Origin of the sequence: Halothiobacillus sp., assembly GCF_028710545.1 — a bacterium.
Taxonomy (GTDB): domain Bacteria; phylum Pseudomonadota; class Gammaproteobacteria; order Halothiobacillales; family Halothiobacillaceae; genus Halothiobacillus.
On record NZ_JAQTTX010000022.1, the window covers coordinates 31,833 to 44,834 of the forward strand.

The 13,002-nt window shown below is 58.0% G+C and carries 12 protein-coding genes; 9 read left to right on the forward strand and 3 right to left on the reverse strand.

Going from position 1 to position 13,002, the window contains the following annotated elements:
• Positions 1 to 3: 3 nt before the first annotated feature.
• Together rsgA and mgtE are read right to left on the reverse strand one after the other, a co-directional pair.
• On the reverse strand, positions 4 to 969 hold the full coding sequence (gene rsgA / locus PHD44_RS06200) for a ribosome small subunit-dependent GTPase A (RefSeq protein WP_300189275.1): 966 nt from the start codon (positions 967 to 969) through the stop codon (positions 4 to 6).
• Positions 966 to 2,411: a magnesium transporter gene (gene mgtE, locus PHD44_RS06205; protein ID WP_300189277.1), complete on the reverse strand. Its 1,446-nt coding sequence runs from the start codon at positions 2,409 to 2,411 to the stop codon at positions 966 to 968. Before mgtE ends, rsgA begins: the two co-directional genes overlap by 4 nt.
• Before the next feature lie 189 nt (positions 2,412 to 2,600).
• On the opposite strand from mgtE, the gene orn reads away from it, so the two are divergent.
• The 8 genes from orn to PHD44_RS06245 all read left to right on the forward strand — a co-directional run bounded on the left by orn (position 2,601) and on the right by PHD44_RS06245 (position 10,748).
• Complete coding sequence (gene orn / locus PHD44_RS06210) at positions 2,601 to 3,152, forward strand: oligoribonuclease (RefSeq protein WP_300189280.1); 552 nt, start codon at positions 2,601 to 2,603, stop codon at positions 3,150 to 3,152.
• A gap of 124 nt (positions 3,153 to 3,276) precedes the next feature.
• Positions 3,277 to 3,540: a helix-turn-helix transcriptional regulator gene (locus tag PHD44_RS06215; RefSeq protein WP_300189282.1), complete on the forward strand. Its 264-nt coding sequence runs from the start codon at positions 3,277 to 3,279 to the stop codon at positions 3,538 to 3,540.
• Positions 3,537 to 5,537 (forward strand): hydrogenase 4 subunit B, encoded by a 2,001-nt coding sequence (gene hyfB, locus PHD44_RS06220; RefSeq protein ID WP_300189284.1) that lies wholly within the window; start codon positions 3,537 to 3,539, stop codon positions 5,535 to 5,537. The genes PHD44_RS06215 and hyfB overlap by 4 nt, the downstream gene beginning before the upstream one ends.
• A 2-nt stretch (positions 5,538 to 5,539) precedes the next feature.
• The gene (locus PHD44_RS06225) at positions 5,540 to 6,487 is read left to right on the forward strand and encodes an NADH-quinone oxidoreductase subunit H (protein ID WP_300189287.1); all 948 of its coding nucleotides are present in this window, start codon (positions 5,540 to 5,542) and stop codon (positions 6,485 to 6,487) included.
• Complete coding sequence (locus tag PHD44_RS06230; RefSeq protein WP_300189290.1) at positions 6,484 to 7,170, forward strand: formate hydrogenlyase; 687 nt, start codon at positions 6,484 to 6,486, stop codon at positions 7,168 to 7,170. The genes PHD44_RS06225 and PHD44_RS06230 overlap by 4 nt, the downstream gene beginning before the upstream one ends.
• Positions 7,167 to 8,639, forward strand: coding sequence for a hydrogenase 4 subunit F (locus PHD44_RS06235; RefSeq protein WP_300189293.1), 1,473 nt, complete (start codon positions 7,167 to 7,169; stop codon positions 8,637 to 8,639). The genes PHD44_RS06230 and PHD44_RS06235 overlap by 4 nt, the downstream gene beginning before the upstream one ends.
• A complete protein-coding gene (locus PHD44_RS06240; protein WP_300189297.1) occupies positions 8,636 to 10,222 on the forward strand; it encodes an NADH-quinone oxidoreductase subunit C in 1,587 nt (528 codons plus the stop codon). Before PHD44_RS06235 ends, PHD44_RS06240 begins: the two co-directional genes overlap by 4 nt.
• Positions 10,223 to 10,232: 10 nt before the next feature.
• Complete coding sequence (locus PHD44_RS06245; protein WP_300189300.1) at positions 10,233 to 10,748, forward strand: NADH-quinone oxidoreductase subunit NuoB; 516 nt, start codon at positions 10,233 to 10,235, stop codon at positions 10,746 to 10,748.
• A gap of 96 nt (positions 10,749 to 10,844) precedes the next feature.
• Here the strand turns inward: PHD44_RS06245 and PHD44_RS06250 are convergent, their stop codons facing one another.
• Entirely contained in the window at positions 10,845 to 11,657 is an 813-nt protein-coding gene (locus PHD44_RS06250; RefSeq protein ID WP_300189303.1) for a sulfurtransferase, read from the reverse strand.
• A 181-nt stretch (positions 11,658 to 11,838) separates the two neighbouring features.
• On the opposite strand from PHD44_RS06250, the gene dapB reads away from it, so the two are divergent.
• Positions 11,839 to 12,645 carry a 4-hydroxy-tetrahydrodipicolinate reductase gene (gene dapB, locus PHD44_RS06255; RefSeq protein WP_300189311.1) on the forward strand — a complete coding sequence of 269 codons (807 nt, stop codon included), beginning with the start codon at positions 11,839 to 11,841 and terminating at the stop codon, positions 12,643 to 12,645.
• Positions 12,646 to 13,002: the final 357 nt, after the last annotated feature.

Below are 13,002 nucleotides of genomic sequence, written 5' to 3' on the forward strand. Positions count from 1 at the left end.
TGATTACTGGGGGCACTCGCGCTTGAGCGATTGGTAATTCTCAAACCGCCGGCTGTCCAGTTGGCCATGCGCAACTGCCGCCCGAACGGCACAGCTGGGTTCTTGACTGTGGGTGCAGTTGTAAAACCGGCAGCCTTCGGCAAGTTTCAGAATATCCGGAAAGGCGCGGTCGATGGCTTGGGCGTCTTGCGCTGCCACGGCGAAATCTCGCACGCCGGGTGCGTCAATCAGGCCGCCTTGCATGTGATCGAGCCGAAACAGGGTGCTGTGTCGCGTGGTGTGCTGACCTTCCTGACTGTGGCTGGATAATTCGTTGACGGCAGCGGCGGCAGCCTGAGAGGTGATGCTGCGGGCCAGGGATGTTTTACCCACGCCGGATAAGCCGATCATCATGGAGATCTTGTCGTGCAGCACGCCGAGCAGGTCGTCTATCCCTTCGCCGGTTTTCGTGCTGATGCGCAATATATCGATGTCTTGCGCCGCCCAAAGGGCTAATGTCTGCTCGATGAGCTTTCGGTGTTCGGTTTGCGTTGTTGCCAGAAGATCGACCTTGTTCAATACGATAATGGGGGTGGCGGGCAGGTCGAGGGCGGCTACCAGGGTGCGTTCAACCACGTTCGGGTTCATCCAGGGTGTCGGGGCCAGGATGATCAGCACCTGATCAATATTCGCCGCCATCAATCGCACTTTGCCGTGCGTGTCCGGTCGAATCAGTGTGTTGCTGCGTGGATAGACGAATTCGATGATTTCCCTGGCATCTTCCCCTGTGCGCCACCCCACGCGGTCGCCCGTTGTGAGCACGCCCAGCGTGCGGCGTGCGGTAGCGCGTAGCAGTTTGCCTTCCGCATTTTCGATGATGAGCTCGGTGCCGTGATGAGTGATCACGGTGGCTTGTTCCAGCGATTGGTCCGGTGCGGACTGGCGGCTGGCGATCTGGTTCTTTTGGCGGTCGGTCAGTCTGATTTTCATTTGAGCAGGAACAACGTGGCCAATCCCAGAAAGATAAAAAACCCGCCGGAGTCGGTGATGGCCGTGATCAATACCGAGCTGCCCAGAGCGGGATCACGGCCAAGTCTCATCCGAGTGACGGGGATGGTGACACCGAAAAAGGCGGCGGTCAGGAAGTTCAGGCTGACGGCCGCTGTCATGACGGCCGAGAGCGCAGAGTCTCGATAAAGTGCGAAGGTAATCAGGCCCAGAATGCCGCCCCAAACGATCCCGTTGATCAGGGCGACACGTAGTTCCTTGCTATACAGGGTGCGGATGTCCCTGTTATCCAGTTTGCGGAAGGCCAATTCACGGACGATCATGGTGATGGTTTGATTCCCCACATTTCCCCCCATCCCTGCGACGATCGGCATCAGCGCGGCCAGTGCAACCAACTGTTCGATGGCACCATCGAACAGGCCGATCACCCGGGAGGCAATCATGGCCGTGACCAGGTTGATGGCCAGCCACGGCGCGCGATTTTTCACGCTTTTGAGGATGGGAGCGAAAATATCCTCCTCTTCACGCAGACCGACCTGAGCCAAGCGCTCTTCATCGCTGGCTTCCCGAATGAAATCGACCACGGCATCGACGGTTACGCGGCCAATCAGCCGGTCTTGTTCATCAATGACCGGTGCGCTGATCAGATCGTAGCGTTCGAACGCATCCGCGGTTTCCCGTGCCTTGTCTTCGGGGTGAAAACGCACCACATCGCGTGCCATGACCTCTGAAACCTCCTGTTCAGGATCGCTCAGAAGCAAGGTCTTGAGGAAAAGCACGCCCTGAAATTTGCCCAGGCGATCGACCACGAAAAGTTTGTCGGTATGGTCGGGCAGGTCTTCCATGCGCCGCAGGTAGCGCAGGATCACTTCGATGCGTACATCGGCGCGCACGGTTACAAGGTCGAAATCCATCAATGCGCCGACGGTATCCTCGGCGTAGGACAGGGCGAACTTGAGCTGTTCCCGCTCCTCCAGCGGCAGGGCGGTGAACACATCCTGCAGGACGTGATCGGGCAGATCGGGGGCGAGGTCAGCCAGTTCATCGGCTTCCAGCGAATTGGCCGCATTGATCAGCTCGTCCCGGTCCATGGTCGCCAGCAGACTGGCGCGCACTGAGTCCGAGACTTCGAGCAGTACATCGCCGTCCTGGTCGGGACGGACGAGTTCCCAGATCGCGAGTCGATCCTCGTTGGGCAAAGCCTCCAGAATCAGAGCGATATCGGCCGGATGGAGTTTTTCCAGCTTCTGGGCCAGCCGCGTCAGGTTCTGCTTGTGCACGATGCGCTCGACCAGCGCGTGATTCGGTTCATCCGAACGATCGACTAGGCTTTCAACCAACCGGTTGCGCGCCATGATTTCGCGGATATCGCGAATCAGCGTGGCAATTTCGGCAGGTTTTTCCTGATCGAGCACATCCGTCATCAAGGGCTTCCTGGGTGTTGATTGGAAATTTTGGCCCCGCTCAAAACAAGGCGAGGGCGCCATTGTGCGCGTGGTGAAAAGAAACGTGACAAGCGACCGCCGCGATTATAAAGGAACACCCCTCTTGGCGCAGAGAAACCTTGGTTTCGTGTTAGGCTGTTGCGGTTCCACGAAGTCACGAGTACGCCCATGAATACGCCTGAACCGACCGAAAACCTGATCTGGATCGACCTTGAAATGACCGGGCTTGATCCGATGACGGATACCATTATTGAAATGGCGACGCTGGTCACGGACAAGCACCTGAATATTCTGGCGGAGGGGCCCGTGATCGCCATCCACCATCCGAAAAGCACGCTCGACAGAATGGACGAGTGGAATCGCCGCACCCACGGCGAAAGCGGCCTGATCGCACGCGTACTGGCGAGCACGACTTCGATGCGCCAGGCGGAATTACAAACCTTGGAATTTTTGCAGGCATGGGTCGTGCCGGGTAAATCGCCGATGGCCGGGAACAGCATCTGTCAGGATCGGCGTTTCATGGTGCGCTTGATGCCGCAACTGGAACAATTTTTCCACTACCGTAATCTGGACGTGTCGACCGTCAAGGAGCTGGCCCGACGGTGGAATCCGGAAATGATGCAGGGTTTCAGGAAGAACGCCAGCCACCAGGCGCTGGACGACATTCGCGGTTCAATCGCCGAGTTGCTGTACTACCGCTCGCATTTTTTCAGGCTTTGAGTCTATCGCTTGCCTTATAACAATGTTCTGTTTTACCTGAAGACCCTCTCTAGGAATGCTTCGCGATACTGAGGTATAATGCTCCTTAACTGATGTCTGATCATTAAACATTGAAGTTATTAACATGATTACAGCCGCTCAAATTCGCGCCGCCCGTGCCCTGATCGGCATCGATCAGCGTACTCTGGCCGAGGCATCCGGTCTGTCGTTGCCGACCATCCAGCGCATGGAAGCCAGCAACGGGCAAGTGCGTGGTCATGTGGATTCGCTGACCCGTGTTGTCGATGCCTTGGAACGCGCGGGCGTGGTGTTGATCAACGAAAACGCCACGAGCACCGCAGGCGGTCGTGGTGTGCGCCTGAAACAGGTCGAAGGAGCGATGCCATGAGCATCACGCTTGCTTTGCAGTTGGCAGAGGGCGCTATTGGTCTGTCGCTCTTGTCCGCGTTGGTGTCTTTTTTCCCCGCCACCATCCGCCGGCGTGTGGCCATGCCACTATTTACCCTTTCGGGTCTGGTTGCACTGGCAGCGGGTTTGGTCGCCCTGATCAATGGCGGGGTGGCAACCGCCCAACTGCCGCTTGGCCTGCCGTGGTTACCCTGGCAGGTTCGCATGGATGTCCTGTCCGGCTTCTTCCTCAGCATTATCGGTGTGGTGAGTTTTGCCGTCGGCATTTACGCACCCGGTTATGTGCGCGGTTTTGAGGGAGGGAAGGACTCACTGCGCGTGCTGGGCGGGTTTACCGGGCTGTTCCTCGCGGGCATGATGCTGGTGGTTCTGGCCGATGACGCCTTCATGTTCATGGTGGCCTGGGAACTGATGTCGCTGTCGAGCTATTTTCTCGTCGCCTGGCATCATGATTCCGCCGCCAACCGGCGCGCGGCATTTCTTTATCTGCTCATGGCTCATATAGGTGGTCTGAGCATCCTGCTGGGTTTCGGGGTGCTGGCTTCCTTCGGTGGCGGTTTCACTTTTGAAGCAATGCGCGGCGCGCCTCTTTCCTTCGGTTGGGCCAGCGTCGCTTTCGTGCTGGCCTTTATCGGTTTCGGCATGAAAGCCGGATTGGTACCGTTACACGCCTGGTTGCCAGAGGCCCATCCGGTTGCGCCATCCCATATTTCAGCGCTCATGTCCGGCGTGATGCTCAAGGTGGCGGTTTATGGTTTTATCCGGTTTGTCTTCGATCTGATCGGTACTGTTCACTGGCAGTGGGGTGTCGCGGTGCTGATCGTCGGCAGCCTGTCTGCGATCATCGGTGTGTTGCTGGCGCTGATGCAGAATGATCTCAAGCGCCTGCTGGCCTACAGTTCCGTGGAAAATCTCGGCATTATCTTTATCGGCCTGGGTTTGGCGCTGTTGTTTCTCGCCGAAGGTCATCCTCTTATCGCTACCTTTGCTTTTGTCGCGGCGCTTTATCACTGCATCAATCATGCCCTGTTCAAGGGGCTGCTGTTTCTCGGGGCGGGCGCCATTTTGCACAGCGCGAATGAACGCGATCTGGAGAAAATGGGGGGGCTGCTGCGCCGCATGCCCTGGACGGGCTTCTTCTTTCTCGTGGGCAGTATTTCCATTGCGGCACTGCCGCCGTTCAATGGTTTTGTTTCAGAGTGGCTGAGTTTTCAGGCCGCGCTGCAGGCCTGGCAACTGGAAGGGGGGGTGTTGCGCAGCATCGTGCCGATCGTAGCCTCATTGCTGGCACTTACCGGCGCGTTGGTAGCCGCGACCTTCGTCAAGGTTTATGGCGTGGCTTTTCTGGGGCAGGCACGCAGTCGCGCCGTGCGCCGTGCGCGCAGGGTGCCGCTCAGTATGCGGGCCGGTCAAGGTATTCTGGCGTTCTTATGCCTGTTGCTCGGGGTTCTGCCGACTTTCTTTATCGATTTGATCAATGCCGTGCCGCGTGAAATGCTGGGGCAGGGTCTGTCACAGGTATCGGCACATGGCTGGCTATGGCTGACGCCCATTTCTCAGCAGACAGCGAGTTATGGCGCGCCTTTGGTGGCCATGATCCTGTTTGTCGCCCTTGTGCTTGGCTTATGGCTGGTCGGGCGGGGCGCTCGTCGGGTGCGTTTAGGCGATGCCTGGGATTGCGGCTATGCTCCGCCCACGCCATCGATGCAGTACACCGGCACGGCCTTTGTGCAGCCGATTCGACGGATATTTGGGCTGTTGTTCCAGATCAGTGACGGGGTTGAAACGCAGCAGGACGGCCGACGGCGTTATTATTTGCAAGTGGTTGACCGGGCCTGGGGCTTGTTGTACGCGCCGATCGCGCGCTGGGTCGAATGGTCGTCGCGACAGGTGGTGCGTCTGCAATCCGGCAGTATCCGTACCTATCTCGGCTGGACCTTGGCTACTTTACTGCTGTTGTTATGGCTGGTGGTGTGACGATGGCTGCCTGGGGATTCGCATTGATTCAGTCCTTATTGTATCTGGCGCTGGCACCGTTGCTGGTTGGTTGGGTACACAAGGTCAAGGCCCGTTTGCAGAACCGTCGTGGGGCGCCGATCTGGCAGCCCTACCGGGATCTGTACAAGCTGTTTGCCAAAGAGGCGCGCATGGCGCACACGGCATCGCTGTTGTTTCGTGCCGCTCCTTATATCGTGTTTGTCGCCACCTGGCTGGCGGCAGCGGCGATTCCGCTGCTCAGCACGGACCTGCCGACCGCAGCCATGGCCGATGTTATCGTGATCGCCGGTCTGCTGGGTCTGGCCCGTTTTTTTCTGGCCTTGGCGGGTATGGATGTTGGCACGGCGTTCGGTGGCATGGGGGCTTCGCGTGAGATGTTTGTCTCGGCGCTCGCCGAGCCTGCCATGCTGATGGCGGTATTTACCCTGGCCATGACCGCGCACAGTACCAATCTGGCCAGCGTGGTGGAATATCAACTACTCGGTGAGCCTTTCCTGCGCCCCTCGTATCTATTTGCTCTGGCCGCGCTGGTCTTGGTGGCGATCGCCGAAACCGGTCGTATCCCGGTGGATAATCCCTCCACTCACCTCGAACTCACCATGATTCACGAAGCGATGATTCTGGAGTATTCAGGCCGTCATCTGGCGTTGATGGAGTGGGCGGCACAACTCAAGTTGCTGCTGTATGCGGCGCTGCTGGTCAATGTGTTCCTGCCCTGGGGGATTGCTCAGAGCATCCGCCCCGATATGCTTGGCATGGCCTTTGTGCTGCTTGTGGTCAAGCTCGCCTTGTTGGGGGTGGCGCTGGCGGTGAGTGAGACGGTGCTGGCAAAAATGCGCTTATTCCGGGTTCCGGCTTTTCTCAATCTGGCCTTGCTGCTGGCTTTGCTGGGTCTGATGAGTCATGTGATTCTGGAGGTGGGTTCATGAACATGGCGCTGTTGTCGCTACTGCAACAACTGATTATCGTCCTCGCGGCGGCGGTGATGTTCAGCTCCTTCGTGCTGTTGGGGCAAGTGCGGCTGGTGGCGGCCATTCATGCCTTTGCGTGGCAAGGTTTTCTCGTGGCCATGGTGACAGCACTCGTTGCCGCCAGCGATGGTCATGGTCATCTTTATTTCTCCGCCATACTCACACTGGGCTTGAAGGCGCTCTTGATTCCCTGGATGCTGCACCGTCAGGTGCGCCGGCTCGAACTGGATCGTCATCGGGAATCCTTATCTCATCCGGCCCTGGTGATCATGGCCGCATTGGGGTTGGTCATCTTCAGCTATTGGCTTGTATTGCCTCTGGTGCAAGCGGAAATGCAGTTCACCCGTAATATCGTAGCCGTGAGTCTGGCGGTCGTGCTCATCGGCCTGTTGATGATGGTGGTTCGTACCCAGGCGGTGGCGCAGGTGCTGGGTTTCATGTCCATGGAGAACGGTTTGTTCTTGGCCGCGGTATCGGCTACGGCGGGTATGCCGCTGGTGGTCGAATTGGGCGTGGCCTTCGATGTGCTGGTGGCCATGGTGCTGTTTGGTGTGTTCTTCTTCCAGATCCGCGAGGGCATCGACTCGCTCGACGTGGACCGCATGAATCGACTCACTGAACGCACGGGGGACGAGCCATGAGCCCGCTGATATTGACCGTGCTCACGCCTTTGGTCGGCGCCCTGCTTCTGCCCTGGTTCAGCCGTCTATCCTGGGCCGGTTGGCTGAATGTGCTGCTGAGTGCCGCCGCATTGATCGCTTCGATTGTTCTGGCATTCGATGTGGCCAAAGCGGGCGTGGTGGCCAATTCTTTATTTCGCGTGGACGCGTTCAATATTTTTCTCATTGTATTGACCGCTTTTGTCGGCTTTACCGCCTCCATTTTTTCCCGCCCCTATATGCGGCATGTCTGTGACAGCGGGCGGATCAGTCCACGCGGGATGCGGCTGTACCATGCAATGTTTCAGGCATTCATGTTCACCATGTTGCTGGCCTTGTCCACCGATAACCTGGGCGTTTTGTGGGTGTCCGTGGAGGGCGCCACTCTGGCCACGGTGTTGCTGGTGTCTTTATACCGCACGCCCGAGGCCATCGAGGCCGCCTGGAAGTATTTCATTCTTTGCGGGGTTGGCATTGCGCTGGCGCTGTTCGGCACCGTGCTGCTGTATTTTGCCGCACAGCATGTCATCCCCGATCCGGCGGCGGGATTGAACTGGAGTGTGTTGCATTCGGTGGCGCCGCAATTGCAACCGGACATCATGTCTCTGGCTTTCGTATTCCTGCTGGTGGGCTATGGCACGAAGGTAGGACTGGTACCGATGCATCAATGGCTGCCCGACGCGCATTCGGAGGGCCCGACACCCATGTCCGCGATGCTCTCCGGCTTGCTGCTCAATGTGGCCTTGTATGCCATTGTCCGGCTGAAGATGCTGGTGGATGGCTCATTGTCGACGACACAAACACCACATCTGGCCGGTCATCTGTTGATGGGATTCGGCTTGGTATCATTTTTGGTAGCAGCGCTGTTCCTGCACCGCCAGCGTGACATCAAGCGCATGTTCAGTTATTCCTCGATCGAGCACATGGGCCTGATGACCTTTGCCTTCGGCCTCGGCGGGCCACTGGCCACTTTCGGCGCCTTGTTGCACATGTTGGTGCATTCGCTAACCAAATCAGCCATCTTCATCACCGTCGGCCACGCTGCGCACATTGCCGGAACCCAGTCCATCAATCATATTCGTGGCCTGATTCGCACCCAGCCAGCGGTGGGTTGGGGCTTGCTGATCGGTGTCGCGGCCATCGCCGGTTTTCCGCCGTTCGGTGTGTTCACCAGTGAATTTCTGTTGCTGACCGCCACGATGCAAAGTCAGCCATGGTTTACGGTGATTCTGGTGACAGGATTGGCGATTGCGTTTGCCGGCTTGTTCCGCCATCTTCATCCCATGGTGTACGGGCCTGCGCCCGAAGGACAGCAGCCGGTGGACGCCAACATGTTGCCCGTCATCGTGCATCTTGGGCTGGTATTGTGGCTCGGTTTGTCCATTCCCGTTTTTTTGGCGCAATGGCTTGATCGGGCCACGCAACTGATCTCGGGGGCGCACCTGTTATGAACCGTTTTGACTGGTTGCCCGGATTTATCACGCTTCTGGCAGAGGAGCGGGTAGCCATCCTGCACAGTGATCCGATCCTGCTGGCGCCGGCGCATTGTTTGCATCTCGATGCCGAAGACTGGGGCCGGGCCGCACGGGTCGCGTCCGCATCCGGTTATCGCTGGGCTGGTCTATGGGGCGATCCAGTCGATGAACAGGTGAGAATTTACGCCGTGCTCGCCCATGAGGGTGATTATCTGGTGCTGATGACCGAGGTGCCATTGCAAGCCCCCGTATTGGCTTCGCACACGCCGTATTTCCCGGCAGCCGACCGGCTGGAACGCCATCTGCATGACCTGTTGGGCGTCGATTTTCAGGATCATCCCGATGCGCGCCGCTGGACCCGGCATTGCGCCTGGCCGGAAGATGTTTATCCGCTTCGCTCGGATTTTCCCGTTGGCGGAGATTCGCCCAAACGGGCACCCGCCGATGTGGATTATCCTTTCGAGCGAATTTTGGGCAACGGCGTCTACGAAATACCCGTCGGGCCGGTTCATGCCGGTATCATTGAGCCGGGGCACTTTCGTTTTCAGGCCGTCGGCGAACAGGTACTGCGTCTGGAAGCGCGGCTGGGTTACACGCACAAGGGCATTGAAAAGATTGCCGTGGGTCGTGATGCCTCCGGGCTGGCCCGACTGGCGGGACGCGTGTCCGGCGACTCTACCGTGGCGCACGCCTGGGCGGCCTGCATGGCCATGGAGCGCGCGGCCGGCGTGGATGTACCGCCAAGAGCCTTGCATCTGCGCGCGCTGCTTGCCGAGTGCGAGCGCATCGCCAATCATCTGGGCGATATCGGTGGCATCTGCAACGATGTGGGTTTTGCGTTCGCGCATCAGCAATTTGGCCGTCTGCGCGAACAATGGCTGCGCGGCAACCTGGCCATCTTCGGCCATCGTCTGCTGATGGATGTCATCGTGCCCGGTGGCGTCTGCCGGGATCTCCCCGAGCAATGGGAAAGCATCATCAAACCGCAACTTTCCACACTCTCGCGTGCGCTGGACGATCTGCTGGCCATTATCGACGACCATTCCTCACTGGAGGATCGACTGGTTGACACAGGGTTTCTGACCGCCGAACTGGCGCAGATGCTGGGTGTGACCGGGTATGTGGGCAAGGCCAGTGGTCAGGATTTTGATGTCCGGCGCGATCATGGCTATGCGCCCTATGATGGGCTTGAGGTGCATTCACCCTGCAGGACACAAGGGGATGTCGCAGCCAGGCTGCAGATTCGGGCGGACGAGATCCGCGATTCGCTGAATCTGATAAACCGGCTGATACAGTCGCTTCCGGCAGGTCCAATCGCGGTGGACTGGCCGCAGTCGGTGCGTTCGAGTGAGGGGTTGGCTGTGGTGGAAGGCTGGCGCGGCGAAATCACAAGCTTTGTGCGTTTTGACGAGGATGGCCGCGTGGCGCGCTTTTTCCCGCGCGATCCGAGCTGGTTCAGCTTGCCGGCGCTGGAACATCTGGTTTTGGGCAATATCGTGCCGGACTTCCCGGTCTGCAATAAATCCGTCAACATCAGCTATTCCGGACAGGATTTGTAGGACAAGAAACATGCAAAAAATCCTCAGGAAAATCTGGCAGACCGGCACCCTCACCGAAGCCCCACCGGCGGCCGATGAGATCGAGGCACTCGGCAAAGAGGTCAAGCGAATCATCGATCAGCGATTGGGTGGCAGCCTGGCGATTCGTCAAGTGGATACCGGTTCCTGCAACGCCTGCGAACTGGAAATACACGCACTCGGCAATCCTTATTACGACATCGCGCGTTTCGGCATTCACTTCGTCGCCTCGCCACGGCATGCCGATCTCTTACTGGTCACCGGCCCGGTGTCGCGGCACATGGAAACCGCGCTCCGGCGAACCTGGCGTGCCATGGCCAATCCGCGCTTCGTAATCGCCAGCGGCGACTGCGCCTGCAACGGTGGGGAATTCGGCAGCAATTACGCGACCTGTGGTGGCGTCAGCCGGGTCATTCCGGTGGATCTGCATCTGCCCGGTTGCCCGCCCACACCAAATGATCTCATGCGCGGCATTCTGACCCTGATGCGCAAGGAACAACCCCAGTAATCGTATGGCCGGGGCCATACGATCAGGACCGTGGAGTCGCGATCATGTGCGGCGGTCTTTGAAGCCCGCTATTTTTCCCCAACTATACTTCCCAAACTATATTTCAATGGGAAGCTCATCCCGGTTGCCCCAATCGGACCAAGCGCCGGGGTAGCCGCGCACATCCTCAAAGCCTAAGTGCTTGAACACGCAGAACATCAGGCTCGATCGGCGGTGGCTCTGGCAATAGACGACAAGGGTTTTTGCTTTTTCTTCGGGAAGAGCAGGAATGCCTTTTTCTTGCAGCCGCGCTCGAATGGTGTCATCGGGTAGTAAAAACCCTGGTTTTTCCGGATCGAAAAACCATTGCCAGTCAAAATGGATGGCGCCGGGAATGTGTCCGGCGTTGCGGGATCGTCTGTCCGTGCCGCGATACTCTTCTTCACTGCGCGCATCGACGATGATCCACCCGTCCGGTTTGCCCAGTTGTTCGGCGATGGTTTGAGCGTCGCAATGGTGTTCCGAGAAATCGTAGGCCAGTTCACTTGCGGGTTTGTGTGCGGCAGTTGCGGTTGCCAGTGGCCAGCCCTCGGCCAGCAAGGCTTCACGGCCACCGTCAATGAGGTAAATTTCCTCAAGACCGCACAGCGCCAGTGACCAGGCCAGACGGGAAGCGGCGAGGCCCTGGCAGTCGTCGAAGATAAAGACCGTCGAATCCGGCGTTATGCCGGTGTGCATCAGTGCCTGGTTGAAATTGTCGTTATCTGGCAGCAGGCCGGCTCGATCGCCCTCATTGCGGACGATCTGATTGAAGTCGACCCACTGTGCCTCGGCCAGAGGTGGCTGACCGGGTTGGCTCATGTCGATCAGGATAGGATTGGGGGCATTTTGAAAACGGGGTTTCAGCTCGTTGGCGGCGATGAATTTCATTTTTTATCAGTAGATTAATAATCGTTATGGTTTTGCATCTATATCGCCTTAAACAATAATCCATTCGCCACCCGATTGCATCACGAAGTTGCTGATGGGTTATTTCGTCGCCGTCATGGCGGCAGGCATTCACGGTATGATTGCCGTCATTATCGAGAATCGAATTTCAGGAGTGGAAAGTATGGCGTGCAGAATTGCAGTGGCGGGAGTGAACGGGCGGATGGGCCGCGTCCTGGTGGAAGCGACGGTGCAAAGTCCGGAAGCGACGCTGGGAGCGGCCCTGGTTCGACAGGGTAGCCCGCTGATCGGGCAGGATGCCGGGCTCTTGGCGGGCATCGGCATTCTGAACTGTGCGATTGACGATGATCTTTCCCGTGTTTCGTCCTATTTTGATGTTTTGATCGACTTCACTTCGATTGAGGCGACGCTGGCCAATCTGGCGGTTTGCCGTGCAGAGCGTCGGGCCATGGTCATCGGTACGACCGGCTTTAGTGCCGAACAAAAGGCCATGCTGGCGGAAGCCGGGAAGGACATTCCGCTCGTTTTCGCGCCAAACATGAGTATTGGTGTCAATGTCCTGCTCGGAGTGGTGGCGCAAACCGCCCGTCTGCTCGGTGAAAGCTACGATGTGGAAATCATCGAGGCGCATCATCGGCACAAGGTCGATGCACCCTCCGGTACGGCTCTGCGTCTGGGCGAGGCGGTGGCCGAAGCCTACGGTCGTGATCTGGCTCAAGTGGCCGTTTACGGTCGTGAAGGACACACGGGTGCTCGGGATCCGCAAACCATCGGGTTCGCGACGGTACGCGGGGGCGATGTGGTGGGCGACCATACGGTGCTGTTTGCCGGGATCGGCGAGCGAATCGAACTGACGCACAAGGCATCCAGCCGGATGACCTTTGCCCAGGGCGCCGTACGTGCAGCGATCTGGTTGAAGAATCAGCCGCCGGGGCTGTACGACATGCAGGATGTGCTGGGCCTGAAATAAGTTAGGGAAGCGCTGATTTATTCAGTGCTTCCCGCTTGGGGCAGGATGCCCCAACACGAACAAAGACGTCAGTCTTTGATTCGTGAGAGCCATCGCGGGCGTGTACCGCGATGAGCGAGCTGATTTATTCCAAGGATGGATTAAATCAGCATTTACTTAGGGAAGCGCTGATTTATTCAGTGCTTCCCGCTTGGGGCAGGATGCCCCAACACGAGCAAAGACGTAAGTCTTTTGATTCGTGAGCGCCATCGCGGGCGTGTACCGCGATGAGCGCGCTGATTTATTCCAAGGATGGAATAAATCAGCATTTACTTAGGGAACCTCTGATTGAATCGAAAATACTGGGCGGCTGACGTT

Bases quoted from the DNA above. Each gene is read 5' to 3' on its own strand.
- rsgA (WP_300189275.1), bottom strand. From the start codon at position 969: ATGAAAATCAGACTGACCGACCGCCAAAAGAACCAGATCGCCAGCCGC.
- mgtE (WP_300189277.1), bottom strand. From the start codon at position 2,411: ATGACGGATGTGCTCGATCAGGAAAAACCTGCCGAAATTGCCACGCTG.
- orn (WP_300189280.1), top strand. From the start codon at position 2,601: ATGAATACGCCTGAACCGACCGAAAACCTGATCTGGATCGACCTTGAA.
- PHD44_RS06215 (WP_300189282.1), top strand. From the start codon at position 3,277: ATGATTACAGCCGCTCAAATTCGCGCCGCCCGTGCCCTGATCGGCATC.
- hyfB (WP_300189284.1), top strand. From the start codon at position 3,537: ATGAGCATCACGCTTGCTTTGCAGTTGGCAGAGGGCGCTATTGGTCTG.
- PHD44_RS06225 (WP_300189287.1), top strand. From the start codon at position 5,540: ATGGCTGCCTGGGGATTCGCATTGATTCAGTCCTTATTGTATCTGGCG.
- PHD44_RS06230 (WP_300189290.1), top strand. From the start codon at position 6,484: ATGAACATGGCGCTGTTGTCGCTACTGCAACAACTGATTATCGTCCTC.
- PHD44_RS06235 (WP_300189293.1), top strand. From the start codon at position 7,167: ATGAGCCCGCTGATATTGACCGTGCTCACGCCTTTGGTCGGCGCCCTG.
- PHD44_RS06240 (WP_300189297.1), top strand. From the start codon at position 8,636: ATGAACCGTTTTGACTGGTTGCCCGGATTTATCACGCTTCTGGCAGAG.
- PHD44_RS06245 (WP_300189300.1), top strand. From the start codon at position 10,233: ATGCAAAAAATCCTCAGGAAAATCTGGCAGACCGGCACCCTCACCGAA.
- PHD44_RS06250 (WP_300189303.1), bottom strand. From the start codon at position 11,657: ATGAAATTCATCGCCGCCAACGAGCTGAAACCCCGTTTTCAAAATGCC.
- dapB (WP_300189311.1), top strand. From the start codon at position 11,839: ATGGCGTGCAGAATTGCAGTGGCGGGAGTGAACGGGCGGATGGGCCGC.